This is a genomic window from Mesorhizobium sp. B2-4-12, assembly GCF_006441575.1.
Lineage (GTDB): Bacteria > Pseudomonadota > Alphaproteobacteria > Rhizobiales > Rhizobiaceae > Mesorhizobium.
Genome location: NZ_VFVC01000016.1, coordinates 40,105 through 66,497, shown reverse-complemented (window position 1 = coordinate 66,497; position 26,393 = coordinate 40,105). Strand labels below are relative to the sequence as shown.

Annotated in this window: 28 protein-coding genes and 2 pseudogenes; 16 read left to right on the top strand and 14 right to left on the bottom strand. The window is 63.7% G+C overall.

Translation table 11 applies throughout. From position 1 onward, the window contains the following. Positions 1-46: 46 nt before the first annotated feature. From FJ934_RS12255 to FJ934_RS12245, 3 genes are all read left to right on the top strand, one after another. A complete protein-coding gene (locus FJ934_RS12255; RefSeq protein WP_140609883.1) occupies positions 47-1,000 on the top strand; it encodes a cation diffusion facilitator family transporter in 954 nt (317 codons plus the stop codon). A 175-nt stretch (positions 1,001-1,175) separates the two neighbouring features. Beyond that, positions 1,176-1,580, top strand: coding sequence for a GFA family protein (locus FJ934_RS12250; RefSeq protein ID WP_140609882.1), 405 nt, complete (start codon positions 1,176-1,178; stop codon positions 1,578-1,580). A 79-nt stretch (positions 1,581-1,659) separates the two neighbouring features. After that, positions 1,660-2,472: a methyltransferase domain-containing protein gene (locus tag FJ934_RS12245; protein WP_140609881.1), complete on the top strand. Its 813-nt coding sequence runs from the start codon at positions 1,660-1,662 to the stop codon at positions 2,470-2,472. A 205-nt stretch (positions 2,473-2,677) separates the two neighbouring features. Here FJ934_RS12245 and FJ934_RS12240 read toward each other — a convergent pair whose 3' ends face one another. Next, positions 2,678-3,949, bottom strand: coding sequence for a DNA recombination protein RmuC (locus FJ934_RS12240; protein WP_140609880.1), 1,272 nt, complete (start codon positions 3,947-3,949; stop codon positions 2,678-2,680). A gap of 103 nt (positions 3,950-4,052) precedes the next feature. Here FJ934_RS12240 and def point away from each other — a divergent pair, with 103 nt between their 5' ends. The 4 genes from def (at position 4,053) to truA (ending at position 6,944) form a co-directional block, all read left to right on the top strand. After that, positions 4,053-4,583, top strand: coding sequence for a peptide deformylase (def, locus tag FJ934_RS12235; protein ID WP_140609879.1), 531 nt, complete (start codon positions 4,053-4,055; stop codon positions 4,581-4,583). Positions 4,584-4,589: 6 nt separating this feature from the next. Continuing rightward, positions 4,590-5,543, top strand: coding sequence for a methionyl-tRNA formyltransferase (gene fmt, locus FJ934_RS12230; protein ID WP_140609878.1), 954 nt, complete (start codon positions 4,590-4,592; stop codon positions 5,541-5,543). After that, the gene (locus tag FJ934_RS12225) at positions 5,540-6,046 is read left to right on the top strand and encodes an N-acetyltransferase (protein WP_140609877.1); all 507 of its coding nucleotides are present in this window, start codon (positions 5,540-5,542) and stop codon (positions 6,044-6,046) included. Before fmt ends, FJ934_RS12225 begins: the two co-directional genes overlap by 4 nt. 121 nt (positions 6,047-6,167) lie before the next feature. Next, entirely contained in the window at positions 6,168-6,944 is a 777-nt protein-coding gene (truA, locus tag FJ934_RS12220) for a tRNA pseudouridine(38-40) synthase TruA (protein WP_140609876.1), read from the top strand. A 59-nt stretch (positions 6,945-7,003) separates the two neighbouring features. On the opposite strand, the gene FJ934_RS12215 is transcribed toward truA, so the two are convergent. Next, positions 7,004-7,636, bottom strand: coding sequence for a transporter (locus tag FJ934_RS12215; protein WP_140609875.1), 633 nt, complete (start codon positions 7,634-7,636; stop codon positions 7,004-7,006). Positions 7,637-7,638: 2 nt separating this feature from the next. Then, complete coding sequence (gene dapE, locus FJ934_RS12210; RefSeq protein WP_140609874.1) at positions 7,639-8,832, bottom strand: succinyl-diaminopimelate desuccinylase; 1,194 nt, start codon at positions 8,830-8,832, stop codon at positions 7,639-7,641. 128 nt (positions 8,833-8,960) lie between these two features. Here dapE and FJ934_RS12205 point away from each other — a divergent pair, with 128 nt between their 5' ends. Then, the gene (locus FJ934_RS12205) at positions 8,961-10,001 is read left to right on the top strand and encodes a 2-dehydropantoate 2-reductase (protein ID WP_140609873.1); all 1,041 of its coding nucleotides are present in this window, start codon (positions 8,961-8,963) and stop codon (positions 9,999-10,001) included. Here the strand turns inward: FJ934_RS12205 and FJ934_RS12200 are convergent. The 4 genes from FJ934_RS12200 to dapD form a co-directional block, all read right to left on the bottom strand. Further along, positions 9,967-10,680: a hypothetical protein gene (locus tag FJ934_RS12200; protein ID WP_140609872.1), complete on the bottom strand. Its 714-nt coding sequence runs from the start codon at positions 10,678-10,680 to the stop codon at positions 9,967-9,969. The genes FJ934_RS12205 and FJ934_RS12200 overlap by 35 nt on opposite strands. 32 nt (positions 10,681-10,712) lie before the next feature. Next, positions 10,713-11,090, bottom strand: a complete 378-nt coding sequence (locus tag FJ934_RS12195) for a DUF805 domain-containing protein (protein WP_226890467.1) — start codon at positions 11,088-11,090, stop codon at positions 10,713-10,715. Continuing rightward, positions 11,083-11,445 carry a DUF805 domain-containing protein gene (locus tag FJ934_RS12190; RefSeq protein ID WP_140609870.1) on the bottom strand — a complete coding sequence of 121 codons (363 nt, stop codon included), beginning with the start codon at positions 11,443-11,445 and terminating at the stop codon, positions 11,083-11,085. Before FJ934_RS12190 ends, FJ934_RS12195 begins: the two co-directional genes overlap by 8 nt. A 72-nt stretch (positions 11,446-11,517) precedes the next feature. Continuing rightward, on the bottom strand, positions 11,518-12,372 hold the full coding sequence (gene dapD, locus FJ934_RS12185) for a 2,3,4,5-tetrahydropyridine-2,6-dicarboxylate N-succinyltransferase (protein WP_140609869.1): 855 nt from the start codon (positions 12,370-12,372) through the stop codon (positions 11,518-11,520). Between the two features lie 143 nt (positions 12,373-12,515). Here dapD and FJ934_RS12180 point away from each other — a divergent pair, with 143 nt between their 5' ends. Further along, on the top strand, positions 12,516-13,361 hold the full coding sequence (locus tag FJ934_RS12180) for an LOG family protein (RefSeq protein ID WP_140609868.1): 846 nt from the start codon (positions 12,516-12,518) through the stop codon (positions 13,359-13,361). A 60-nt stretch (positions 13,362-13,421) separates the two neighbouring features. On the opposite strand, the gene FJ934_RS12175 is transcribed toward FJ934_RS12180, so the two are convergent. Next, positions 13,422-14,132: a pyrimidine 5'-nucleotidase gene (locus FJ934_RS12175; protein ID WP_140609867.1), complete on the bottom strand. Its 711-nt coding sequence runs from the start codon at positions 14,130-14,132 to the stop codon at positions 13,422-13,424. 161 nt (positions 14,133-14,293) lie between these two features. Here FJ934_RS12175 and FJ934_RS12170 point away from each other — a divergent pair, with 161 nt between their 5' ends. Together FJ934_RS12170 and FJ934_RS12165 are read left to right on the top strand one after the other, a co-directional pair. After that, a complete protein-coding gene (locus FJ934_RS12170; RefSeq protein ID WP_140609866.1) occupies positions 14,294-15,055 on the top strand; it encodes a GGDEF domain-containing protein in 762 nt (253 codons plus the stop codon). A 48-nt stretch (positions 15,056-15,103) separates the two neighbouring features. Continuing rightward, positions 15,104-15,444: pseudogene (locus FJ934_RS12165) on the top strand (GMC family oxidoreductase); the annotation flags it as partial. Positions 15,445-15,548: 104 nt separating this feature from the next. On the opposite strand, the gene FJ934_RS12160 reads toward FJ934_RS12165, so the two are convergent. The 3 genes from FJ934_RS12160 to FJ934_RS12150 all read right to left on the bottom strand — a co-directional run bounded on the left by FJ934_RS12160 (position 15,549) and on the right by FJ934_RS12150 (position 18,669). Then, positions 15,549-16,523: an amino acid ABC transporter permease gene (locus tag FJ934_RS12160; protein ID WP_140609865.1), complete on the bottom strand. Its 975-nt coding sequence runs from the start codon at positions 16,521-16,523 to the stop codon at positions 15,549-15,551. After that, a complete protein-coding gene (locus FJ934_RS12155) occupies positions 16,520-17,824 on the bottom strand; it encodes an FAD-binding oxidoreductase (protein ID WP_140609864.1) in 1,305 nt (434 codons plus the stop codon). The genes FJ934_RS12160 and FJ934_RS12155 overlap by 4 nt, the downstream gene beginning before the upstream one ends. Before the next feature lie 80 nt (positions 17,825-17,904). Further along, entirely contained in the window at positions 17,905-18,669 is a 765-nt protein-coding gene (locus tag FJ934_RS12150) for a transporter substrate-binding domain-containing protein (RefSeq protein ID WP_246671499.1), read from the bottom strand. Between the two features lie 193 nt (positions 18,670-18,862). On the opposite strand from FJ934_RS12150, the gene FJ934_RS12145 reads away from it, so the two are divergent. After that, entirely contained in the window at positions 18,863-19,540 is a 678-nt protein-coding gene (locus FJ934_RS12145) for an Lrp/AsnC family transcriptional regulator (protein WP_246671497.1), read from the top strand. Between the two features lie 166 nt (positions 19,541-19,706). Here the strand turns inward: FJ934_RS12145 and phhA are convergent, their stop codons facing one another. Next, complete coding sequence (gene phhA, locus FJ934_RS12140) at positions 19,707-20,543, bottom strand: phenylalanine 4-monooxygenase (RefSeq protein ID WP_140609862.1); 837 nt, start codon at positions 20,541-20,543, stop codon at positions 19,707-19,709. A 140-nt stretch (positions 20,544-20,683) separates the two neighbouring features. Between phhA and FJ934_RS12135 the strand changes: the two genes are divergently transcribed. The 3 genes from FJ934_RS12135 (at position 20,684) to FJ934_RS12125 (ending at position 23,386) form a co-directional block, all read left to right on the top strand. Next, positions 20,684-21,160: an Lrp/AsnC family transcriptional regulator gene (locus FJ934_RS12135; protein WP_140609861.1), complete on the top strand. Its 477-nt coding sequence runs from the start codon at positions 20,684-20,686 to the stop codon at positions 21,158-21,160. A 111-nt stretch (positions 21,161-21,271) separates the two neighbouring features. Next, positions 21,272-22,819: a magnesium-protoporphyrin IX monomethyl ester anaerobic oxidative cyclase gene (gene bchE, locus FJ934_RS12130; protein ID WP_140609860.1), complete on the top strand. Its 1,548-nt coding sequence runs from the start codon at positions 21,272-21,274 to the stop codon at positions 22,817-22,819. A 108-nt stretch (positions 22,820-22,927) separates the two neighbouring features. Continuing rightward, on the top strand, positions 22,928-23,386 hold the full coding sequence (locus tag FJ934_RS12125) for a RidA family protein (RefSeq protein ID WP_140609859.1): 459 nt from the start codon (positions 22,928-22,930) through the stop codon (positions 23,384-23,386). A 33-nt stretch (positions 23,387-23,419) separates the two neighbouring features. On the opposite strand, the gene argB is transcribed toward FJ934_RS12125, so the two are convergent. Continuing rightward, positions 23,420-24,313, bottom strand: a complete 894-nt coding sequence (argB, locus tag FJ934_RS12120) for an acetylglutamate kinase (RefSeq protein WP_140609858.1) — start codon at positions 24,311-24,313, stop codon at positions 23,420-23,422. 147 nt (positions 24,314-24,460) lie between these two features. Beyond that, positions 24,461-25,957, bottom strand: coding sequence for an amidase (locus FJ934_RS12115; protein WP_140609857.1), 1,497 nt, complete (start codon positions 25,955-25,957; stop codon positions 24,461-24,463). A gap of 214 nt (positions 25,958-26,171) precedes the next feature. On the opposite strand from FJ934_RS12115, the pseudogene FJ934_RS12110 reads away from it, so the two are divergent. Beyond that, a pseudogene (locus tag FJ934_RS12110) lies at positions 26,172-26,252 on the top strand (fasciclin domain-containing protein); the annotation flags it as partial. Positions 26,253-26,393 lie beyond the last annotated feature (141 nt).

Sequence of the window (26,393 nt, the reverse complement as noted above, 5' to 3'; positions counted from 1 at the left end):
GGCGGACGGGGGGCTAAGCTCAGGCATCGGCAACGGTGAGGAAACGATGGCCGGGCACGGCGGCTCAAAAACGGTCATCTATGCAGCGCTCGCCGGCAATCTGGCCATCGCGCTGACCAAATTCGGCGCCGCCTTGTTCACCGGCAGTTCGGCGATGCTATCGGAAGGCGTGCATTCGCTGGTCGATACCGGCAATGGCAGCCTTCTGCTCTACGGCATGCACCGTGCCGCGCGCCCGGCCGACCGCACGCATCCGCTCGGACATGGCCGCGAACTCTATTTCTGGAGCTTCATCGTCGCTCTTCTGGTCTTCGCGCTGGGCGCCGGCGTTTCGCTCTACGAGGGCATCACCCACATCATGGCGCCCGAGCCTGCCGCCAACGTCAAGGTGAACTATATCGTTCTCGGCCTGTCCTTCCTGTTCGAGGGTAGCTCCTGGCTGGTGGCGCTGAGGGAATTCCGCCGGCAGAAGGGCGGAGAAGGCTGGCTGGAGGCCGCGCAATCGAGCAAGGATCCGAGCGTCTATACCGTTCTGTTCGAGGACAGCGCTGCCCTTCTCGGCCTGACCGTCGCCTTTGCCGGCATATTGGCCGCGGAGCTGCTGGAGATGCCGGAACTCGACGGCGTGGCTTCGATCGGCATCGCGCTTATCCTCGGCGCGACGGCGATTTTCCTGGCCCGTGAAAGCAAGGGGCTGCTCATCGGCGAGCCGGCTTCACCCGAAGTGCAGAGACGCGTGCTGGAGATCGTCCAGCAGGACCCCGCGGTGCAACGGGCGAACGGAGTCCTGACCGTCCACATGGGGCCGGAAGAGATCGTTGCCGGCCTCAGCATCGAGTTCGAGGACCATCTGACCGCACCCGAGATCGAAGCCTGTGTCGAACGCATCGAGGCGCGGCTGAAGAAGGAGATGCCGGAGATCACGCGGCTGTTCGTAAAACCCCAGACCACCGGCACCTGGGAGCAGCGGCGCCAGGCGATCGAGGCGGCGTCCGACTAAGGCGCGTCGCGTTGAACGAATTCGTGCGGCGGGTTTTAGATTCTTTGCTTTCCTGCCTATCGTTTTCCCAGAAGCGAGGTCACTTTTAGGCGACGTGCGTTGGCCTTGCACCAGCATTCCGCCATTGCCCCGCCACCTTCCTCCGCTAAGATCACTGAACTTTGGAGGAGCGACGATGAGGATCGACGGCGGGTGCCATTGCGGCGCCATCACCTATGAAGCGGAGGTCGACCCGGAGAAGACATCGATCTGTCACTGCACGGACTGCCAGCAACTGACCGGGACCGCCTTTCGCGTTACCGTTCCCGCGCCCGAGGATCACTACCGGATCACTCGGGGCACGCCAAGAATCTATATCAAGACCGGAGCAAGTGGCGCCAAGCGCGCCCAGGCCTTTTGCGGCGACTGCGGTTCGCATCTTTATGCGACGTCGGTCGGCGACGGTCCGAAGGTGTACGGGATCAGGGTGGGAACCGCGCGGCAACGCGAGGATCTCGTCCCGACACAACAGATATGGCATCGCTCGGCCCTGCGGTGGCTGCCGGAATTCAAGGTGACCACGATCGCGGAAGAGCGGTAGCCGCTCTTTTCGAAAATCGTATCCAAGGACCTGCAAGCATGTGCTAGGCTGTGCGCCATGGACATGGTGGGTGATCGTCATGCTCGAAACCGACAAGGTTTTTTCCGGCTCGATTCCGGAAAACTACGACCGCTACATGGTGCCGTTGGTTTTCGAGCCGTTTGCCACGGATCTTGCACGGCGAGCGGGGGCCTTGTCGCCCAGCGCCGTTTTGGAAGTCGCGGCGGGCACCGGGGTCGTCACCCGCGCATTGGCGCCAAAACTGCCCCCTGGCGCCAGTTATGTCGTGACGGACCTCAACCAGCCGATGCTCGACTATGCCGCTTCGCGACAGGCTCCCGACGGCCGTATCCAATGGCGCCAGGCCGATGCGCTGGCGCTGCCGTTTGAAAATGCGGCTTTCGATCTCGTTTGTTGCCAGTTTGGGGCGATGTTCTTTCCCAACCGCCTGTCCGCCTATCGTGAGGCGAAGCGGGTCCTGAAACCCGGTGGGTATTTTCTGTTCAACGTCTGGGATCGCATCGAGGAAAATGTGTTTGCCGATGATGTGACCAATGCGCTGGCAAGGATTTTTCCGGACGATCCGCCGCGCTTTCTGGCACGCACGCCACACGGCTATCACGATAAGGCATTGATCCGCAGTGAGCTGGAGGACGCCGGTTTCTCCCAAGTGGTGATCGAGACGCGAGCCGAACAAAGCCGCGCATCCTCGCCGCGCATCCCGGCCGTCGCCTATTGTCAGGGAACCGTTCTTCGCACCGAAATCGAGGCCCGGGATCCAGGAAAACTGGACGCCGCCACGGATTACGCTGCATCGGCGATTGCCGACAGGCATGGCAGCGGCGAGGTCGCCGCCAAAATCCAGGCACACATCGTCATGGCTGTGGTTTAGGTATCGGGAATTATCCGTACGCCACTTCGGGATGAAGCCGTCGAGCGGTTCAGCGTTCACTGCAATCGTTGACCCGCTCTGGCTCCGAGTTCTTACGCAATTCGGGACGGACAACCGCCATGCACTTTTCCTGGAATTGCTTTAGCTCTGTGTTCTTGCGCAATTCCGGACTGAAAACCGCTACGCACTTTTCCTGGAATTGCTTTTAGTCGTCGCCTTCGACGACCCGCAGCCTGAGCTGTCCGGTCTTTGAATCGGCGACGCGCGGACCGGAGTCGAGTTTTGCGGCCGGCGCCCGTGACGGCGTCTCCTGGCCGGCATCGCCATCGGCCTGCGCGCCGAACTCCAGCGCCTCGATCTTCTGGCCACGTTTGGTCACTTTCGAGGTCGAGACGAGGATATCGTCTATGTCCTTGGCAGATTGGCCGAAATGGACCTGCAGCTTGCGCACGCGCTCGTCGACACGCGCGACATCCTCCATCAGGCGGATCACTTCGCCCTGGATCAGATGCGCCTGTTCGCGCATGCGGGCATCCTTGAGGATCGCCTGGATGACCTGGATCGACAGCATCAGCAGGGACGGCGAAACGATGACGACGCGGGCGCGGTGCGCCTTGTGGACGATCGCCTCGAAATTCTCGTGGATCTCGGCGAATACCGATTCCGACGGCACGAACATGAAGGCTGTGTCCTGCGTCTCGCCCTGGATCAGGTATTTTTCCGATATATCGCGGACATGGATCTCGATATCGCGGCGGAAGGCCTGCGCCGCGACCTTCTGCAAATCGGCGCCATCGGCGGCGCGGATGGCATTCCACGCCTCCAGCGGAAATTTGGCATCGATGGCAAGCGACGGCGCGCCGTTCGGCATCTTCACCAGGCAGTCCGGCCGGCTGCCGTTCGACAGCGTCGCCTGGAATTCATAGGCGCCGTGCGGCAGGCCGTCGGCGACGATCGCCTCCATGCGCGACTGGCCGAAGGCGCCGCGCGTCTGCTTGTTGGAGAGGATGGCCTGCAACTGCACGACCTGGCCGGCGAGCGACTGGATATTGCCTTGCGCGGTGTCGATGACGGCCAGCCGCTCCTGCAGCTTCGCCAGGCTCTCATGCGTTGATTTGGTCTGCTCGGTCATGGTCTGGCCGAGGCGGCCGGTCATGGCGTCAAGCCTCTGGCCGATCGACTGCGTCAGCTCCGCCTGGCGCGCGCCGAACACTTCGGCGATGGCGCCCATGCGCCCCTGCATTTCGGCCTGGGCCTGCAATATGCCGGCCATGCGCGCCTCGGCGTCGCGGGCGTGGTCGGCGGCTTCTGCGGCGGCGACCGCGCGCGCCTTGGCCGACCGCCACAGCGCGACGACGAGCGCCACGAACAGGCCGAAAAACAGCAACGCGCTGAAGGCCAGCGCGTGGCTGAGCGTGATTGTCGAGGCGCCAAGCCGTGCGACGGGCTCCGAAAGGGTGGTGCTCAGGTCATTCATGTGGACAGCATAGCCGATTCGGCCTGATAGCACAGATCAAAACGTGAACGGGGCTCGGGCGCACCGGTTGACGCCATTCCTGCGAGGTCTTAGGTGGAACGCCATGCCGATCAAGCCGCTCATCATTCTTCCCGATCCGATCCTGCGCCAGGTCTCCAAGCCGGTGGAACGCGTCGACGCGCCCCTGCAAAAGCTGGCCGACGACATGCTGGCGACCATGTATGACGCGCCAGGCATCGGACTGGCGGCAATCCAGGTCGGCGAACCGCTGCGCATGCTGGTGATCGATCTGGCCAAGGAAGACGAAACGCCGGCGCCGCATGTCTTCATCAACCCAGAGATCCTGGATAGCGCCGATCAGCGCTCGGTCTACGAGGAAGGCTGCCTGTCGATCCCCGACTATTACGCCGAGGTTGAACGCCCGGCCTCCGTGCGGGTGAAATATCTCGACCGCGACGGCAAGCTGCAGGAGATGGAGGCCGAAGGGCTGATGGCGACCTGCCTGCAGCACGAGATCGACCACCTCAACGGCGTGCTGTTCATCGACCATATCTCGAAGCTGAAGCGCGATATGGTGGTGAAAAAGTTCAAGAAGCTCGCCAGGGACAAGGCGCCGGGCAAGTTGGTGGGATAGGGGGAAATGCCCCTTCGCGTCATCTTCATGGGCACACCGGAGTTCTCGGTGCCGACGCTGCGCGCCATCGCCGAAGCCGGGCATGAAATATCAGCCGTCTATACCCAGCCGCCGCGTGCCGCCGGACGGCGTGGGCTGGAGTTGACGCCGTCGCCGGTGCAGCGCGAGGCCGAGCGGCTGGGTATCGCGGTGCGTACGCCGACGTCCCTCAAGGGCGAGGCCGAGCAGGCCGCTTTCCGTGACCTGCGGGCCGATGTCGCGGTGGTCGTGGCCTATGGATTGCTGCTGCCGAAGGCGGTTCTGGAGGCGCCACGGCTTGGTTGCATCAACGGCCATGCATCGCTTCTGCCGCGCTGGCGGGGTGCCGCTCCCATACAGCGCGCCATCATGGCGGGCGACCTGGAAACCGGCATGATGGTGATGCGTATGGAAGAGGGTTTGGACACCGGACCGGTGGGATTGGTTGAAAAATGCGCCATCGACCCCGATATGACAGCCGGCGATCTGCATGATCGGTTGATGTGTGTCGGTGCTGCCCTGATGGTGGGAGCGCTGGCCCGGCTGGAAAAGAACACCCTTACATTTACCGCGCAAGCGGCGGAAGGGGTGACTTACGCCAGAAAAATCGATAAATCCGAGACGCGCATGGACTGGACTCGGCCGGCGGCCGAGGTCCACAACCACCTTCGTGGCCTGTCGCCCTTTCCCGGCGCCTGGTCCGAGATTGACATTGGCGGCCGCCCGGAGCGGCTGAAACTGCTTCGCTCGACGCTATCTGAAGGCGTATCGCTTTCGGAAGATTTGGGCGAGTCGGGAGGAATTCTCGATGACCGTCTGACGGTCGCCTGCGGGACAGGCGCGATCAGGCTGGTCGAAGTTCAACGGGCGGGCGGAAGGCCCGCCGCCGCGTCGGAATTCCTGCGCGGAGCCAAGATCGAAAAAGGAATGAAGTTCTCATGAGCATGATGTCGATACGCGCGGCGACGCCGCGGGATCGCGAGGCTATCCGCCTCGTCGAGGAACACGCTTTCGGCCAGCAGTCGGAAGCAGGGCTGGTCGATGCGCTGGTGACCGGCGGCGATGCCGTTGCCGAACTGGTGGCGGAAGAGGATGGCCAAGTTATCGGCCACATCCTGTTTTCGCGCCTGTTCGTCCAGAACGGCGGCAAGCGTTTCGCGGCCGTGGCGCTGGCGCCGCTGGCGGTGGAACCTTCGTTCCATGGCAGCGGCATTGGCGGCGCGCTGATCCGCGAGGCGCATATCCGGCTCAAGGATGCCGGCGAGACGCTGGCCGTCGTGCTGGGCGATCCGGCCTATTACGGCCGTTTCGGCTACAGCCACGCCCGCGCCGAGAAGTTCGAGAGCGAGTATCAGGGCGAGGCGCTGCAGGCGCTGGCCTGGGGTGACGCTCCGGAGGCCGGCAGGCTGGTCTACGCCCCGGCCTTCACCGCTCTCGCCGCATAGCGCAGTCCACCGTTTCACGGAAACGGCGAACTGCTCTGCGTTTTTGTTCAAACGCAATCCCGGACGGAAAACCGCTTCACACTTTTCCTGGAATTGCTCGAGGCGAGAGCTCTGGTCACAAATGCCGCGTTTTCGCCTCGACATCGAATATGACGGCAGCCGGTTTGCCGGCTGGCAGCACCAGGCCGATCAGCCTTCCGTGCAGCAGGCGATCGAGCAGGCGATCGAAAAATTTTGTGGCGAGGCAGTCCGGCTGCGCGCCGCAGGCCGTACCGATGCCGGCGTGCACGCCACCGCGCAGGTGGCGCATGCCGACCTCGCCAAGGCATGGCCTGGCGACAAGGTGCGCGATGCCGTCAACGCCCATCTGCAGGCCGCCGGCGCACGTGTCGCGATCCTGAGGGCGGTGGCCGTCTCGGACGATTTCGACGCGCGCTTCTCGGCCACCGGCCGTCACTATCTCTACCGCATCCTCAACCGGCGTGCGCCTTCGGCGCTGGAAAAGGGCAAGGTGTGGTGGGTGCCAAAGCAGCTTGATGCCGGCGCCATGCACGAAGCAGCGAAGATCCTGCTCGGGCGGCACGACTTCACCACCTTCCGCTCGACGCAGTGCCAGGCCAACAGCCCGGTCAGGACGCTGGAGCGGCTCGATGTGAGCCGGACGGGCGACCTGATCGAGGTGCGGGCCTCGGCGCGTTCCTTCCTGCACAACCAGGTGCGCTCCATGGTCGGCTCGCTCAAGCGGATCGGCGAGGGCGGTTGGACCGTCGGCGACCTCAAGGCGGCGCTCGAGGCACGCGACCGCGCCGCCTGCGGCCAGGTGGCGCCGCCCGACGGGCTTTTCCTGATCGGGGTCGACTACCCCAACCAGAGTCCGGAAGACTCTACCCCCGGTTGAGTCTGGAAGGCTCTCTCTCCCCGGGTATCGGAAGGCTTTACCCCCGGGTAAAGTCGGCTCTATCCTGGAACGAACCCCGACAAGCTCTGAGCACCGACATCGTCCGGTACGGTGATGCCAAGCAACATCTGCAGCCCGAACAGCACCAGCAGCGAGGCGGTGAACATGCCGACGAAAACGGCGGTGCCGACCGCCGCGCCCCTGCCGATCGTCGCATTGGTCATGCGCCAGGTCAGCACCATCGACAGGGAAAACAACAGCAGCGACACGAGGCTCGATACCTGGTTTGCCGACGACAGGAAAAGCCTGATCAGCGCCGAGGGCAGCATCAGCCAGGCGGTGATGGCCGAGGCCCAGTTGCTGGCGACGACATAATGGACGAAGCGGCCGCCAATGCCGGCACGCGGCGCGACCAGAGCGAGCGCGACCAGCGGCAGCACCCAGGAGCCTATATCGACCGTCGCCAGGCGCACCAGCATGCTGAAGCGACCCGCGAAGGCATCGGGATCACCGATCTCATTGGCGATGCCGACCCAGCCGACGATCAGCGCCGGTGTCGCGACAATGATGGCGAAGAAGGAATTCCAAAACCCGTCCGCCGACAGGTCGAGCAGTCGCAGGCCATCGGCCTTGCCGAGCATCAGCCGCCAGGCACCGGTCAGCGAAGCTTGGGTTTCGTCCGCTGAAAGCATGCTCAGCCCTGCCCGAACCAGTCTTCAATAAAGCGTTGGTAGATTTGGGTCAGCGTTTCGAGATCGGCAATGGCGACGCGCTCGTCGACCATATGCATAGTCTTGCCGACCAGGCCGAACTCGACCACCGGGCAATAATCCTTGATGAAGCGCGCATCCGATGTGCCGCCCGAGGTGGACAGTGCCGGTTCCTTGCCGACCACAGCCTTGACCGAGCCGCGCAGCGTTTCGACCAGCCTGTCGTCGCGGGTCAGGAAGACATGGCTCGGCCGGTCGCGCCAGACAAGATCGTAGTCGACCGGCGTCTTCTTGCCTGACCGATACTTCTTGCGCTTGGCAGCCTGATCGAGGCGGTTGTGGATTTCGGCCTGGACGGTCTCGGCCGTCCAGGTGTCGTTGAAACGGATGTTGAAGGTCGCTGTCGCTTTGGCCGGGATGACATTGGTGGCCGGGTTGCCGACATCGATGGAGGTGACTTCAAGATTGGTCGGCTGGAAATCCCTGGTCCCCTTGTCGAAGACAGGGTGCAGCAAGGCGTCGACCAGGCTCATGAGCCCACGCACCGGATTGTCGGCAAGCTGCGGATAGGCGGCGTGGCCCTGGCGGCCGTTGACTGTTATGGCGCCGGACAGCGAGCCACGCCGGCCGATCTTGATCATGTCGCCCAGGGTATCGGGATTGGTCGGCTCGCCGATGATCGAGGCGTCCCATGTCTCGCCCCTGGAAGCGGCCCATTCGAGCAGCTTGACCGTGCCGTTGATGGCGGGCCCTTCCTCGTCGCCGGTGATCAGCAGCGAGACCGAGCCCTTAAGGCCGCCATTTGTCTCGACATGACGCGCCACGGCGGCGATGAAACAGGCGATGCCGCCCTTCATGTCGACCGCGCCACGGCCAAACATCTCGCCATTGGCGATTTCGGCGCCGAAAGGCGGATGCGTCCAGGCGGCTTCGTCGCCGACCGGCACGACGTCGGTATGGCCGGCGAACATCAGATGCGGGCCGTTGCCGGACCGCCTTGCATAGAGGTTCTCGATGTCGGGCGTGCCGTCCTCGGAGAACACCGGCCGATCGACCGCGAAGCCGAGCGGCTTCAGCATCATCTCCACCGCGGTCAGCGCACCGCCTTCGGCTGGCGTCACCGAAGCGCAACGGATAAGGGCGGCGAGGTTTGTGGCGGGATCGGTCGGCAGCGTCATGGCAAAAGCGATAGTCGAAAGCTGAGGGCCTGTCACGGCCAGACATAGGGGCCAGCCCAATGCCCGACGATACCGCCAACATTATGGTATTCACGTCGTATCGTTACCGGCAGGCGCGGAGCGGCAGGATGGCAAGTGGGGAAAAATGGATCGTCGTCGCCGGCGCGGGCAGCGTCGGCTGCTACGCCGGAGGCTGCCTGGCGCTTGCCGGGCGTCAGGTTGTCCTGCTCGCCCGGCCACGCATCGAGGCAGCGTTGCGGCAGGGCGGATTGCGCATCAGCGACCTTGAAGGCCGCGATCGCCTGGTCAAGCCGGAGGCGCTTGGAATCACCGCCGATCCCGCCGCCGCCCTGCCGCAGGCGGACGTGATCCTGGTCACGGTCAAAAGCGGCGCGACGCAGGAGATGGCAGCCCTCATCAGGGCGCATGCTCGCCCAGATGCCATCGTGGTCAGCCTGCAGAACGGCGTCGACAATGCCGACAGGCTGCGCGCCGGGCCTGCCCAGCGGACGGTGCTGGCCGGGATGGTGCCGTTCAATGTCGTGCAATCGCCCGATGGCGAACTGCCGCTCGAGGTGCGCCGCGCCAGCGACGGCAAGGTGATGATCGAGGACGGTGCCGGTCTTGCCGGTCTTCTCGATGTCGAAGGGTTTACCGTTGAAGCCCGTGGCGACATCAAGGCCGTGCTGTGGGGCAAGCTTTTGATGAACCTGAACAACGCGCTGGTGGCACTGTCGGGTCTGCCACTGGCAAGCGAGCTCGCCGATCGCCGCTGGCGGCTGATTCTGGCCAGCCAGATCGACGAGGCGCTGCGGGCGATGAGAGCCTGCGGCATCGAGCCGGCGCGGATCGCCGGCTTGCGGCCGGCGCTTTTGCCCATGGTGCTGAGGCTGCCGGACTGGCTGTTCAAACTGCTGGCGCGGCGGATGCTGGCGATCGACCCGCAAGCGCGGTCGTCGATGTGGGATGACCTGCAACGCGGCCGTCCGACGGAGATCGACGACCTGCAGGGCGCCATCCTGCGTCTGGCTGAAAAGGCCGGCACGCCGGCGCCGGTAGTCGAGCGGGTCATCGCTTTGGTACACGAAGCGGAAACCGGCGTGCGCGGCTCGCCGGGCCTGGCGCCGGAGCTGGTCAGCGCGGCAGCTGGCGGCCGTCGATCAAGGTGATCTTCTGCCAGATCTTGCGCGACAGGTTCGAGCTCAGATTCTCGATGTCGTTGACGCCGTCGATGACCACGTCGTCGTTGACCGACTGCGCAAACAGGGCGGCGACCTTGCCGGTGATCGACAGCATCTCCGAGCAATAGTCGAGATAACGCGCCAGGTCGGCGGCGATGGTGAGACGGCGAGTCGGGGAGTGAGCGGTCGGCTTGAAACTGGCCGAAAGCGTCGCCGGATCCTTGGTCAGCTGATGCATGTCGATGACGTGGATCAGCGAGCGCAGGCCATGCAGCTGGCGAAAGACCTTCTTGCGCTTGATGCGCTCCTCGGTGCGGATCAAGGCCAGAAAACCAAGCACGGCGAGGATGACGGTGTTGATCGAGGCCTCGATGCCTTGCATGGATTGCACGGCATCGTCGGTTCCGGAAATGCGGTCCAGCGGCAGGATGGTGCCGACAAACAGGAAGATCAGCACGCCGGCGATGAAGGCTGCGACAATGAGGCCGCGCAGCCACCAGATCGGTTGCTCGAGCGCCTTTGCCGCCTTGGCCAGATCGCGCGACAACGACACCAGTTCGGCAGCGACGCAGCGCAAGCCCGCTTCAGGGAACCGGTCGGCGATGCGGCCTTCCAGGCGTTCGGCGGTCTCGACGATCAGTTTCGGATCAAGCGTGCGGTAGCGCATGGCGAGATATCCGACCCCTCATCAATCGGGCCTCAGGGTTGAGCCGGCTCGTTGGTGCGCAGACCATAGCGGTTAGGCCCAGGCTGCCCTGGAAACAGGCACAACACAAGGAAGGCGACAATCGAGACGACCGGCACGAACAGGATCAGCGCGGCAATGCCTGGCTTGTCGAGGTCGTGCAGCCGCTTTACCGCCAACGCGATGTTCGACCACAGCGAGGCGACGAAGGCGATGAAGAAGATGAACGACCACATGTTGCTCTCGGCCGAACCTTCCGGCACCAGCGTGAAGCGGTACAGCGGGAAGGCCTGGATGATGGCGACGAGCAATCCGCCGAGGAAATAGGCCGCGCGGCTGACGCGGCCCGACGTCTTGAAGAAGAGCCAGGTGAGATCTGATCTGTCAGGCAAGCGGGTCCGGTCCATATTGATTGACACCCCTGGTGCCTTCGAGGATGCCGAGCTCGACCAGCAGCCAGATGCCGCCGATGACGGGTACGAAGCCGATCAGCGTCCACCAGCCCGACTTGTTGCGGTCGTGCCAGCGTTTTGCATAGAGAGCAATCGCGAAATAGATCGATGCCAGCGCGACCAGGATGCCGATGATGCCGATCTGGGCACCACTGGCCGTCGTGAAGCGCGTGCCCAGGATAGCATCGAGAATGAAGGCTATGATGGCGATCACCAAGAATATGCCGATGCCGGCCCAGAATTTGCCCCGGTTGATGCGACCCTCGAAACTTGTCAGCAGATATTTCCAGTCCATGTCACCCCTCCATGTTGACCCAGCGCGACCCATTGCCGCGCCGGCGGAAGGTGCGCCCGCTTCGCGGAAAGATCAATCGCGCAGCAGCTCGTTGATCGAGGTCTTGGAGCGGGTCTTGGCATCGACGCGCTTAACGATGACGGCACAGTAGAGGCTCGGGCCAGGCTCGCCAGTGGGCAACGGCTTGCCCGGCATCGAGCCAGCGACGATCACGGAATTCGGCGGCACCTCGCCGTAGAAGACCTCGCCGGTGGCGCGGTCGACGATCTTGGTCGACTGGCCGATGAAGACGCCCATGCCAAGCACCGAGCCTTCGCGCACGATGCAGCCCTCGACGACCTCGGAACGCGCGCCGATGAAGCAATTGTCCTCGATGATGGTCGGGCCGGCCTGCATCGGCTCCAGCACGCCGCCGATGCCGACGCCGCCCGAAAGGTGGACGTTCTTGCCGATCTGGGCGCAGGAGCCGACGGAGGCCCAGGTGTCGACCATGGTGCCGCTGTCGACATAGGCGCCGACATTGACGAAGGACGGCATCAGCACGGCGCCCGGGGCGACGTAGGCGGAACGGCGCACGATCGACGACGGCACGGCGCGGAAGCCCGCCTTCTCGAAATCGACGGCGCCCCAGCCGTCGAACTTGGACGGCACCTTGTCCCACCAGACGGCCTGGCCCGGACCACCGTTGATGATCTCCATCGGGTTGAGCCGGAAGGAGAGCAGCACGGCCTTCTTCAGCCACTGGTTGACGTGCCACTTGCCGTCGGCCTGCCGCTCGGCGACGCGGGCGGTGCCGCGGTCGAGCAGGTCGAGAGCCGACTGGATGGCGTCGCGCGTCTCGCCGCGTGTCGCCGTGGAAATGGCGTCGCGTTCCTCGAAGGCCTTGTCGATGGTCTTTTCGAGGCTCGCCAGATCAGGCTTCGACATGATTCCGCTCCATTACCAAGCTGTTAAGGGGCTGCGCCTTAACCTGTTTAAAAGTCGCGCGGACCCTATGTTAAGGCTCAATGAGGGTCAATCGTGGCTGCGTCACGGGACGACGCAAGTAAAGGAATGGACGGGTGGATTCGATGACTCCCATGGAAAAGGCGGGATGGACGCCGCTGCCGCATTCAGACGAGGATCTGGAGCGGTCGAAAAGCGTGCCGGACACGCCGCAGACGCGGGCCGAAACCTACCGCCTGGCCTGGAACGATCCCGACTTCATGACGCGGCGCGAACTGCGCGCGGTCAGGCTGCAACTGGAACTGCTGAAACCCGAAATGATCCTGGCCGAGCGCGGCATCCGCTCGACGGTGATCCTGTTCGGCGGCGCGCGCCTGCCGGAGCCCGGTGGCGAAGCCTGGGCGGCCAAGAACGAGACGCAGAAGAAGAACCTCGAGGAAAACAGCAAATATTACGAGGAGGCGCGCAAATTCGCCCGCCTGTGCTCGCAGCAGTCGGCCACATCGTACTACCGCGAATATGTCGTGGTGACCGGCGGTGGTCCCGGGGTGATGGAAGCGGGAAACCGTGGCGCCGACGATGTCGGCGCGCCGTCGATCGGGCTCAACATCGTCTTGCCGCACGAGCAGGCGCCGAACGCCTATGTGACGCCGGAGCTCTGTTTCAACTTCCACTATTTCGCCGTCCGCAAGATGCACTTCGTCATGCGCGCCAAGGCGGTGGCGGTGTTTCCGGGCGGCTTCGGCACGATGGACGAATTCTTCGAGACGCTGACCCTGATCCAGACCGGACGCATGGAGCGCGTGCCGGTGATCCTGTTCGGCAAGTCGTTCTGGAAACGGGCGATCAACCTCGACTTCCTCGCCGAGCAAGGCACGATCAGCCCCGGCGACCAGGACATCATCGATTTCGTCGACACCGCCGACGAGGCCTGGGGCATCATCAGCCGCTTCTACAAGTTAGGGGAATGAGGCAGTAGGCAGTAGGGGAAATTGACCTCGAAAGCAGAGAGCGCTCGGTTCCCTACTGCCCTACTGCCCTACCCCCGCGACAATACCTGTCAGGAACCCGGCCAGGTCGTCGGTGACGAAATCGACGTCGTCTTCCTGCGCCGGGTCGCGTTCCCAGATCTCGGAAAAGGTCGGCTCGAAATTGCGCGGCACCACCAGCACCGTTGTCATGCCCAGCGACTTCGGCACGGCCAGGTTGCGAGCCAGGTCCTCGAACATCACCGCATTGTGTCCGGTGACGGCGTGCAGTTCGGCGAACTTTTCGTAGGTCTGGCGGGCGGGTTTGGGATTGAGGTCGGCCGCGACGATATCGAAGATGTCGTCGAAATGATCGAGAATGCCGAGCTGGCGGGCGGTGCGTTCGGCGTGCTTGCGGTCGCCATTGGTGAAGATGAACTTACGGCCCGGAAGCTGGCGGATGGCGGTGCCCAGGACGGGGTCGGGCACCAGCCATGAATAGTCGATGTCATGGACCTTCTCGAGGAAATCGTCGGGATCGATGCCGTGGCGCGTCATCAACCCGTTCAGCGTCGTGCCATATTCGAGATAGAGTTCCTTCTGCAGCTTGCGCGCCTCCTCGCGCGGCAGCGCCAGCAATTCCCCGATATAGGCGGTCATCTTGACGTCGATCTGCGAGAACAGATTCGAATGATGCGGATAAAGCGTGTTATCGAGGTCGAACACCCAATCGGTGACATGAGCGAAGCGGGCGGGATCAGGGAGCGTGGTCATGCGCTCCTTATGGCATGAAACGGGAATTCTGGAAGGAACTTTATCCACAACTTCCGCGCGCCGACAGCGGTGGAAATAGCCCACCCTTTCAAATTTTAAGCAACCGGGAAAGGTGGCCTTCAGGGCTTGCTGGCACAGAGACAGTCCTGTGGGAGCTCGCGATGAACAGCATCATTCTGAAATCCGCCGCCGTCGCTTTTGCCTCCGTCGCCGCCTCCCTCCTGCTGACGCTGATCATCGTTCCGGCCATGGGTTTCCCGATCAACCGGACGATCTGGCTGACCTCGACGCTCTGTCCGCTTGTGCTTGCATGGGTGGCCTGCGCCAGCACCTTCTGGCAGAGTGACCGACTGCACAACGCGCACCGCGAACTCGCCCGCGCTCATGCTCAACTGGCCGCGGCGCACCGCCGCCTGGAGGAAAAGGCGAGCCGCGACGACATGACCGGCATGCTCAACCGGGAAAGCTTCTTTGCCGCGCTGGATGGGTCCAGGCGCAAGTCCGACCGCGGCGCGCTGCTGATCATCGACGCTGACCATTTCAAGACGATCAACGACAATTTCGGCCACCTGACCGGCGACGACGCGCTGCTGCTGATCGCCGGCGCCATCGAGCGCGGCGTGCGCAGCGGCGACGTGCTCGGCCGCATCGGCGGGGAGGAGTTCGGCGCTTATCTTGTCGGAGCCACCGAGCAGGAGGCCAAGCGCGTTGCCGAGCGCATCCGCCGCGAGGTCGAGCTGATCCGCTTCCGGCCTGTCGATGAACGGACCATTCCGTTGACCGTCAGCATCGGCGGCACCGTCTGCGGCGAGGATGTCAACGTATCGGAGCTGATGCGCGCCGCGGACCGGCGCCTCTACCAGGCCAAGCACCGCGGCCGCAACCTGACGATCCTCGATACGGACATTTCCGAGGCCGCGTGAGTTGGCCGCCTGGCACACCGACCCGTTAAGGATTCTCCAACCCTGTTTGCAGCACTGGAACGCCGCGCGCTTGTCGAAGACCTGAAGCTGTTCGGCACGACACTCATCGAAAAGAATCTGGGCCGCGTTCGTCTCATGGATTGGATCGCCAACGGCGAGGATTATCCGACGAGGAGACGGCGGGGCACCATCACATGGGTGGTACGCGCATGGGCACCGACATAACCAGGAGCGTCGTGGACACCGACTGCAAGGTGCACGGCATGGACAACCTCTATGTCGGCGGCTCCTCGGTGTTCTGCACATCGGGTCAAGCCAACCCGACGACAACGATCACCGCGACGGTCTGCCGGCTGGAGGACCATTTGCGCAAGGTGGTCTCCGTCTGAGTGGCCAGGGACTTCCGCGCCCGCGACGGGCGCGGTTGCCGGTCAGGTCAACTGTTTGTCGAGCGCTGTCAGGTCGGCGCGGTGATGCAAAAGCGCCGGGGCGCCTATGCCCGCCGCTCGGACCTGCCGAAACGCCGTTCCAGATAGGCCTGGCCGAATTCCAGCGCGATCGAGAGCATCCAGTAGATCATCGAGGCGGTGATCAGCATCTCGATATGGCGGAACTCCGTCTGGCCCATCGTGCGGGCGAGATACATGATCTCCCAGACGCCGACGACGGATACGAGCGAGGAATCCTTCAGCATGGCGATGAATTGATTGCCGGTGGGCGGAATGATGACGCGCATGGCCTGCGGCAGGATGACCAGCGCCATGGTCTGACCCGGGCTCAGGCCGAGCGCTGTGGCGCCTTCGCTTTGTCCGCGAGGGATGCTTTCGATGCCGGCGCGGAAGATCTCGGTCATATAGGCGCCATAACACAACGACAGCGCCAGGATGCCGGCCGGCACCGCGCCGATCACATAGCCGACCTGCGGCAGGCCGAGATAAATGATGTAGATCTGCATCAGCAGCGGCAGGCCCCGAAACAGCGACGTGTAGAAGGTCGCCAACCCGAACACGAGGCCGTTGCCGGTCAGCTTGGCGATGGCGCCGATAAGCGCGATAGTCGTCGCAATCAGGATCGAGATTGCCGAGATGTAAAGCGTCGTGGCGACACCCTGTGTAATCAGGAAGCCGACCTTCCTGGCGATAAAGGCGAAGGAGAGGTCGAAGGAATAGAAGAACAGCATCAGCAGCGCGAACAGCTCGATCCAGACGCCGGCGATCTGCTGGCGTCGCGGCAGGAGCAGCAGCAGCTTGCAATTCACCAACACCAGGAGCGCGATCAACACGGCGGAAAGCGCGCGCGACAGGGCCGGGTTGGCCTGCAACCAGTCGGATGCAACCGGCATCAACGAGCCGATCCAGCTCGACTTGATGCCCATGGTGTAGAGGGCTGCTGCCAGCAGCGCCGGAACAAGCGCGGCCGCCGCACGGCGGGCGATTCCTGGGTTGAAGAGCATCAGCCTGCCGATCATGCCGCCACCTTGTCTTTGGCGCTGGCGCGGCGTTCCCGCCACCAGTCCTGCGCCTGCAATTTCCAGTAGGTGACCTGCGCGGCGGCCAGGCCAGCGGGGCCGCCTGCCCAGCTCAGTCCGAACGGCGCGAACTGCCGGTACCGGTCCGAAACGCCCAGAATGCCTTCGGCGACGAGTTTTCCGGCAATCGCCGTGGTGTTGAGGCCATGACCACCGAAAGCGGTGCAGTACCAGACACCCGGCTGCAGTTCTCCGATCTGGGGCAGCAGATGCCGGGCATAGGACATCAATCCGGACCAGGCCAATTCGGTCTTGAGGCCGGCGAGCTGCGGGTAGGTGCCGACCATCTCCCGGCGCAGTTCGCGCGCCAACGCGTCGGCGGAAGCGGCGCGCGTGGTGATGCGCCCGCCCCACAAAAGGCGATTGCCGCTCTCGACCAGACGGTAATAGTCGCCGGCCCGCCTGTTGTCGCCGACGGCATCCGTCGTGGCGACGGCCTGAGCAATGAGACGGGGAGCCGCCTCGGAGACCATCACATAGGTCGCGATGGGCAGAAAGGCGCGGTACAGCTGGCCGAATACCGGGCCGGTGTAGCCGCCGGTTGCCAGCACGACATGGGACGCCCGAACCGTGCCCTGTCTCGTGCGGAGCATCTTTCGCGTGCCGGACAGGTCGCATTGCACGACCTGTGAACTCTCATGGATCGTGCCTCCCAGGCGCTCGATCTCGTCGGCCAGGGAGCGCAGATAGTTGAGCGGGTGGATGTGAAAGGCGTTCGGGTCGCGCAGGCCCTGGTGGTAGCGAGCCGATTTCAGCACCGAGCGGACGGCTTCCGTGCGCAGATATTGAAGCTCGTAGCCGTGGTCGCGTGCCATCTGCTCGGCATAGGCCTTCAGCGCATCGCCGTCGTCGTAACGCAGAACGCTGAGCAAGCCGGCGCGCGGCATGGCGGCGGTTATTGCGAGCGCCTCGATGGTGTCGCGCACGAATTCGACGCCCTCGATCGACAGGCGGTGCAGTCCGCGCGCCGCCTCCTCGCCGACACGCGCGGCAATGGCCTGGCCGCCGGTGGCGAAGCCGGGCGTGACGAAACCGCCATTGCGGCCGGAAGCGCCGAAACCGACAGACTGGGCTTCCAGCACGGCGACATGCAGTCCGGCGCGCGCCAGCTGAAGCGCCGTCGTCAGACCGGCCAGTCCCGCACCGACGACGGCCACGTCACATTGCGCCTCGCCCTGGAGGGGAGGCCTCGTCTTGCGGTCGGCCGCGGTGCGGGCATAGTAAGTGTCGGGATAGGCCATCGGCGACTTTGCGGGTAAGTGGCAGTGCATTTGGCGGGGTGACGCCCGCCGGCCGCCAGACGGCAGCCGGCGGATTTATCTCACTTGGCGCTGTAGTCCTTGCCGTACCACTTCGTGGTCAGCGCGGCGAGCGTGCCGTCCGTCTTCAACTCGGCGATGACGCCCGCGACCTTTGCCGTCCACTGGGGGTCGTTCTTCTCGGCGATGACGACGAGCGGTTCGCGGAAAGCGTACTCGCCTTCCAGGATCTTCACGGGATAGCCATTCTTGATGGCATTCTGCGCCGTCTGTTCCGGCGCGATCACGGCATTCAGGCGCACGCCGTCGCCAAGCCGCAGATCATCGAAGGGCAGCATGGAATCGGCGAAGGTGCGGATCTCGCCAGGTTCGAGCTTGTATTCGACGGGAGGCAGGCCGGGAGCATCGATTTCGAGCTTGCGGCGGATGAAGTCCTCCGAGGTGGTCGCCGTCTCGACACCGATCACCTCGCCGTTGAGATCGGCGACCGACTTGGCGTTGCTGTCCTTGTGCACGACATAGACATAGGGGCTATAATAATAAATCCCGACAAAATCAATCACCTTGGAACGGGCCTTGGTCGGCGTGACCGATCCGACCCCGAGGTCGTAACGTCCCTGCCAGCGTCCGCCGGTCAGCGTCGCCCAGTCGGGCGTTTCGAACGAGACCTCGACACCGAGCCGCTTGCCGATCTCGCGCGAGACATCGATGTCGAAACCGGCGAGCTCGTTGCTGTCGTTGAGGAAGCTCTGCGGCGGCCAAGCCGCGTTGGTGGCAACGACCATCGCCTTCTTGGACATGACGCGGTCCAAGGTTTCTCCGGCCATGGCTGTCGTCGCGATCGCGACTGTCGCGGCGGCAAGAACGGCGAATTCGAGCAGCTTTTTCAAAGTTATCCCTCCCTCGTGTTTGAAACTGACATGATGCGTGACGGGCGTCGGACCTCAGTGCTTTCGGCCACAAGGTCAACGCGGATCAGGTTTCGATTGTGCCCACCACAGCCGAAACTGATTCCCTCCGATGGACCGGCGTTTGTTACGTTTGACAGTCGGGTCGCAAAAAGCAGGGTTCTACCCGGCGAAATGCCGGATAGTGGCGATCGTGCAGTCATTGCGTGCCTCGAGGCGGCATAGTGCCGGATGCCGTGCCCGGCACCGCCGGCGCGAGGATTGTCGTCGGGCCGGTTCAGCCGATAGGATCGTGCGGACCGATTTGACCGTTCCAGCGCCGACCGTGCGAGAGGATTTGATTGTGGAATTGACCGAGAAGGACCGCCAGTTGCTCGCGCTGATGCAAAAGAACGCACGTGAGCCGGTCGCATCGTTGGCACGTCAGCTCGGCGTATCCAGGACGGCGCTGCAGGAGCGGATACAGAAACTCGAGGCGGGCGGCATCATCGAAGGCTATGCCGTGCGACTGACCAAGGCGGCGGCCCAGAATTCCGTCCACTGTTTCACCTTCGCCGCGCTGAACAACAAGAGCTATCCTGACGTCTCCAGAAGGATCAGGGCGATGCCATCGATCCAGGCGGTCTATGCCATAACCGGCGAATGGGACCTGATCATCCACCTTGCCGCCGACACGCTCGAGAAGCTGAACCGGGAGGTCAATGCCGTGAATGAAATCAACGGCGTCGTTAAAACCGCTTCCCATGTGGTGATGGAAACGAAGTTCAATCGCAACATCTACGCATTGTAAGACAGACGGGGTAAGATGGGCGTCGCGCCGACTGTGCCAAACACCGGCGCCGCCGAAGCCTCCAAGAAGCCGTCCGCGGCATACCGGCGGCCGAGAGAAGGATTGGCCAACCGGAAATTGTGCCGCCGTGAATGTCCACCTCGGCCGGTCAGATTCGGCCCAGGAACTATACCGTCGCCGGGTCGAGTGCGGGCTCGCCCGTGCGGCGCGCGACGATCGCCCCGAAATCCGCGGTCTGGAAGGCGTCGCGCAAAACGTCGAAGGACGGCAGCACGAAATAGGCGCGCTGGAATTTGTCGATTTCGTAGCCGGTGCGCATCACCGTTTCGAGATCGAAGGGCACATGATGGGCACCCTTGCTGTCGACAGCGAACTGCAATTCGGTAAAGGACGACATCAGGCCGGCGCCAAAGGCCTTCAGCGGCTGGCCAGCCTCCTGGATCAGGCCGTATTCGGCCGTGTACCAGTAGAGCCGGGTGATCATTTCGTCGCCGCCGAGCGCGATGATGTCGCCAGCCTTCTTGCCATACATCTGCATGAAGTCGGCGAACACCGGCTGCGACAGCACCGGCACGTGGCCAAAGAAATCATGGAACATGTCGGGCTCGACGATGTAGTCGAGCTCCTGCCTGGTGCGCAGCCAGTTGGTGACCGGGAAGCGGCGATTGGCGAGATGATCAAAGAAGGGCGCGGCCGGAATGAGCCCCGGCACGGCGACGATCTCCCAGCCCGTGAGCTTGCGCAGCTTGGCGCTGACGTCCTCGAAATCGGGGATGCGGTCGAGCAGGCCGAGCTTCTCGACGCCGTCGAGGTAGGAGTGGTGGGCGAGCTTGCGCGTCAGTTCGGTCTGGCGGTCGCACAGCGTGCGCCACACCGCCTGTTCCTCGGCGCTGTAGTCATAACCCTGCGCCACGGTGAAATCGGCACGGCAGACCGAATAGTCGCCGCGCAACCCCTGCGCCGCGCACTCGCGGGCATATTCGGCAACGCTCATCGTCGTCATGGGTTTTTCTCCTCACAAATCATGAATGGCGAACGTGCCCGGAGATTAATGGCATTTCCTGAGGTAAATCGGTTTTGATGATGGATCGAACGGCGTATTCTGGATAATATTCACTCAACGATCGCCTATAAGGAGTGAAAATGCCTCAATTCGATGATTTCGAGATCAAGATGCTCGATGTCCTGCAACGCGACGGCCGCAAGCCCGTCTCCGAGCTGGCGCAGGAAATCGGCCTGTCGACGACGCCGTGCGCGCGGCGTTTCGAGGCGCTGCGGGACGCCGGCATCATCAAGGGCTTCGCTGCGGTGATCAGCCGGCGCGCGGTCGGCCTGATGGTCGAGGTGTTCATCCAGGTGCGCCTGGTCAGCCACAGCGACGGATCGCCCGAGAGCTTCATTGCCGCGGTCCAGCGCATGGACGAGGTGTCGTCGTGCTGGACGATGACCGGCGATCATGACTTCCTGCTGCATGTCATGGTGCCGTCGGTCGACGACCTTAACGCCTTCGTCATGCACCGGCTGATGCGGCTCGACGGCGTGCGCGACGTCCACACGCAACTGGTGCTGCAGAACATCAAGGAACCCGGCCACGTGCCGCTCGGGCATCTGAAGCGCTGACGCCGCTTCCGGCTTTTTGCGGAAAAGCTGCACGCAAACTGCTGGGATCGGCCCATTCGGCGCCCGGCGCGCCGGCCAGCATGAACGGACCAGCCACCGAGGAGGTCCGTCATGAAAATCGTCCTGATCAACCCACCGCACACCGCCATCGGCAGCCGCGTGCCGGACGACCATCTGCCGCCGCTCGGCCTGCTGGCGATCGGCGGTCCGTTGATCGATGCCGGTCATGACGTGCGGCTCGTCGATGCCGAATTCGGGCCGATGCCGCTCGATATGGCGGTGCGCGACGCGCTGGATGACCACCCCGACTTCGTCCTGATCGGCCATTCCGGATCGACCTCGGCGCACCCGACCGCCCTACTGATCGCCGGGATGATCAAGCAGCGCGAACCCGCCACCATCATCATCTATGGCGGCGTCTTCCCGACCTATCATTGGCGCGACATACTGTCGGCGACCGACGTCTTCGACTTCATCGTGCGCGGCGAGGGCGAGGCCACCGCTGTGGCGCTGGTCGAGGCGCTGGAAATGCACCAGCCGCCGGCAAGCGTGGCCGGTATTGCCTTTCGCGATGATCTGCGCCGGCCCGTCGCGACACAACCGGCGATGACGATCACCGAGCTCGACGCCTACCGCGTGGGCTGGGAGCTGATCGAACACCCCAAGTACAGCTATTGGGGCGGCAAGCGCGCCGTGGTCATGCAGTTTTCGCGCGGCTGCCCGCATCTGTGCAACTATTGCGGCCAGCGCGGCTTCTGGACCCGCTGGCGGCATCGCGACCCCGTGAAGTTCGCCGGGGAGATCGCCTGGCTGCACCGCGAGCACGGCGTCGAACTGATCAATCTGGCCGACGAGAATCCGACGGTTTCGAAGAAGGCCTGGCGCGCGTTTCTGGATGCGATGATTGCTGAGAACGTGCCGGTGCTGATCGTCGGCTCGACCCGTGCCGACGACATCGTGCGCGACGCCGACATCCTGCACCTGTACCGCAAGGCCGGCGTCATCCGCTGGCTGCTCGGCATGGAAAACACCGACGAGAAAACACTGCAACTGATCCGCAAGGGCGGCAACACCTCATCCGACCGCGAGGCGATAAGGCTGCTGCGGAAACACGACATCCTGTCGATGGCAACCTGGGTGGCCGGCTTCGAGGACGAGGGCTTCCGCGACCTCTGGCGCGGCTTTCGCCAGCTCATCGCCTATGACCCCGACCAGATCCAGGCGCTTTACGTGACGCCGCACCGCTGGACGCCGTTCTTCAGGATCGCCGGGGATCGCAAGGTGATCCAGCTGGATACGCGGCTGTGGGATTACAAGCACCAGGTGCTGCGGATGACGCGACTGAAGCCATGGATGCTTTTCTTCAGCGTCAAACTGATCGAGCTCGCGGTGCAGTCGCGGCCCAAGGCGCTGGCACGCATCCTCTTCCATAGGGATCCCGAGCAGCGGCACTCGATGCGCTGGTATACGAAGATGGGCCGGCGCGTGTGGTTCCGGGAGGTCTGGGGGTTTCTGGTGACGGACCGCCGGACGAAGGATGGTCCGACACTCGCCGCGTTCTGGGGCGCGCCGCAGGATGGCGAGGAAGAATCAATGGCAGTTCGGCGACCAGCGCGAAAAGTGGCGGCACCTGTCGTTGCGCAGTCGCGCAGCGCTTGAGCGGTGCCTCTTCCGCGTTCTGCCGCCGGAGGCCGAACCGATACTGGCAGTCGACGGGCAACGCGCTAACTCTGCAATTGGGCCGCTGGCTACCGGCAGGAGAAAGCGATGAACCTTGTCACGCACAAGAAGATGAAGGGTGACCGGCTGATGCCTTGGGGAAAAGGCACCGTCGTGACGGGAGCCAAGGGGTATGTCTTTCTTGCCGGCAATACGGGCACTGCCGAAAATTACGATCCGGCCAGTGGCAAGGGCGGCGCCGTTGGTGACGCAGCGGCGCAATGGCGCTCCATTCTGACGAACATCAAATCAGATCTGGAAGAGCTCGGCAGTTCGCTCGAACACCTCATCAAGATCACCCAATACGTCACGGGCCCATTCCCCAACGGAGGTGCCCTCAGCTCGCCAAATTTTCGGTTGGACGTGATGGATGAATTTTTCGCCGAGCACTGTCCCAAGCATTGCAGCTACAACAATCCGCCGCCGTCGGAGGTGATCGGAGTCGCCGCACTCGCCCATCCCGACCTCGTCGTCGAAATCGTGGTGGTCGCGGCCCTGCCGGATTAGGCGCGTGTCAGCCAGCGCTGTCGCCGCACCACCTCAGGGCACGATCAGCGTGCCGGCGCCGTGCTCGGTGAAGAGTTCGAGCAGCACGGAATGCGCGGTCTTGCCGTTGAGGATGACGACGCCCTCGACACCGCGCTCGATCGCTTCGATGCAGGTCTCGACCTTGGGGATCATGCCGCCGGAGACCGTGCCGTCCTTGATCAGCGCCCTGGCCTCGGCGACGGTCAGCTCGTCGATCAGCTTCTTGTTCTTGTCGAGCACGCCGGGCACGTCGGTCAGGAACAGCAGGCGCGAAGCCTTGCAGGCGCCCGCGATGGCGCCGGCGAAAGTGTCGGCATTGATGTTGTAGGTGTGGCCGTCGCGGCCGGGCGCCACCGGCGCCAGCACCGGGATCATTTCGGAGCGCGCCAGAAGGTCGAGCAGAGTGCGGTCGACTTCGACCGGCTCGCCGACGAAACCGAGATCGAGCACCCGCTCGATGTTGGAGTCCGGGTCGATCATGGTCTTGCGCGCCTTTTCGGCGAACACCATGTTGCCGTCCTTACCGCACAGGCCGATCGCCCATTCGCCCTCGGCGTTGATCAGGGCGACGATTTCCTTGTTGATCGAGCCGGCCAGCACCATTTCGACGATCTCGACCGTCTTCTGGTCGGTGACGCGCAGGCCGCCCTCGAATTTGGATTCGATGCCCATCTTGGTCAGCATGGCGCCGATCTGCGGCCCGCCGCCATGGACGACGATCGGATTGACGCCGGACTGCTTCAACAGAGCAATGTCGCGGGCGAAGGCCTTGCCGAGTTCGCTGTCGCCCATGGCGTGGCCGCCATATTTCACCACGACCGTCTTGTTCTCGTAGCGCTGCATGTAGGGCAGCGCCCGCGACAGCAGGGCGGCCTGCATTTCGGCGGTGGCGGCGACGTCCGTCATCGGCATGGTTCCCGGTTCTGGTTGTGCTGTCACTATCCCAAAACCGCTGGGCACTTTGGGCGACATGCACTGGAAAGGACGGCGGCGTCTTAGCGGGAATTGATGCCGGTCGCAAATGGCATTGCTGTCACAATGACGAAATCGATTTCACGATGGCATCATCAGCGGCGCGCGACGCTTCAACCAGCCCGAAATTTTCTCCATCTGCGCGGCTAGAGACAAAAGCGTCTCTTCGTCGCCTGGGCGCCCCATGGCCTGGATGCCCAGCGGCAGGCCGTTTTCGGTCACATGGACCGGCAGAGCGATCGACGGCTGGCCGGAAACATTCTGGATTGCCGGCCAGTGAGTGAACCACAGGCTTTTGTCCATGAGCTGACCGAAAAGGGAGTCGATCTTCAGCAGGGGCGTGAGATGCAGTTTGTCGAGAAGGTTTTCGATCAGCTCATCGGCGCCCTTCGGGTCCATGGCCCCGCAGACAAGCGGCGGGTGGGCTATGATGGGCATCAGCACGGCGTCGTATTGCGCGGTTTCCGCGATCAGTTGCCGCGAGGCGGCGTGCAGCCGCTGCAGGCCGGCATAGGTCTCGCCGGCCGAGACCATTTCGCCCAACCGGCCGAGCACCCGTGTGGTGCGCTCGATGTCGCCGCTGACGGAGCGGCCGACGCGCTGCGCTTCCGCCCGCAGCATGCCGGCTACGGCGGAAGCGACCGTCCTGCAGAAGTCGGCGAAGAAATCGCGGCCGATGAAGGGCAGGTCGATATCCTCGACCGTGTGGCCGCCTTCGCGGGCGAGCGCGACCGCCGTGTCGAGTGCCGCAACCGTCTCGGCCGAGATCGGCAGGCCAAGCGGCGACTTGCGATACACGGCCAGCCTGAGCTTGCCGGGATCTCGCGCCGCGGCGGCGGCGAATGTGCCCTTCGGCGGCAGTGCCGCATAGGGCGACAAGGAGTCTGGACCGTGGGTCAGGTCGAGCAGCAGCGCGCAATCGCGCACCGAGCGGGTCACGGCATGGTCGACCACCATGCCATACCAGCTTTCGCTCACCAGCGGCGTCAGCGGGATACGGCCGCGCGAGGTCTTGAGGCCGACAAGCCCGGTGCAGGCGGACGGCACGCGGATCGAGCCGCCGCCATCGGAGGCATGCGCCACCGGAACGACGCCGGCGGCGACCAGCGCCGCCGAACCGCCCGACGAGCCGCCGGTGGTGTGGCCGATGTTCCAGGGATTGCGCGTGATGCCGAAGGCTTTTGATTCGGTCATCAGCCGAAGCCCATGCTCCGGCGATGTCGAGGTGACGATCGGGATCAGCCCGGCGGCGAGATAGCGCTCGGTCATGGTCGAATTGAAGTCGGGCACCCAGGCCGGAATGCGACTGCCGCCATGCGACGGCACGCCTTTGACGGCGATGCCGAGGTCCTTGATGGCAAAGGGAACGCCGGCCAGCGGCAGCGAGCGGTCGATGGTCTTTGCCCGCGCCCGTGCCGCGTCATAGAGCGGCTCGGCCATGGCATTGATCTCGGGCCGGGTGGCCTCGGCGCGCGCGATCGCCGCATTGGTCAGTTCGATCGCGGACAGGTCGCCCTTACGCACCAGGCTGGCGAGGCTGGTTGCGTCTTCCTCCCAAAGGATCCGTTCGATCGACATCAGCGCTTCCCCACTCCCGCCAAGCTAGCCAGTGGCGATTTACTTGGCAATTGAAGCCAGCGCCGGGACGCCAGAACTTTAGGCGCACGGGATATTCGCGTAGATTCGCCAGCCTTTTGCTCGCCGGTACGATCGTTGTCTCCGCGCTTGCCACCGCTGTCTATACCCAAAACCCGATGGTTGGCGGCGCGGCCATGTGCCAGCAAGACCATCAGCCGATGTGACGATCGCCGATGTCGAACAGTCCAACGGCGTCATCCACGTCATCGACAAGGTTTTGCTGCCGAAGATGTAACAAAGGACTTGCTGCCGACGAAGTGGCAGCAAGAGCTCTCGTCGATTGCATGGTCCCGCTCCCGGGATCGGCAACCGGCACGCGCTCCGCGCCGTTCCTGTCGAACGGCGCGGAGTTCGTTCGGGAGTGAACCGTCACCCG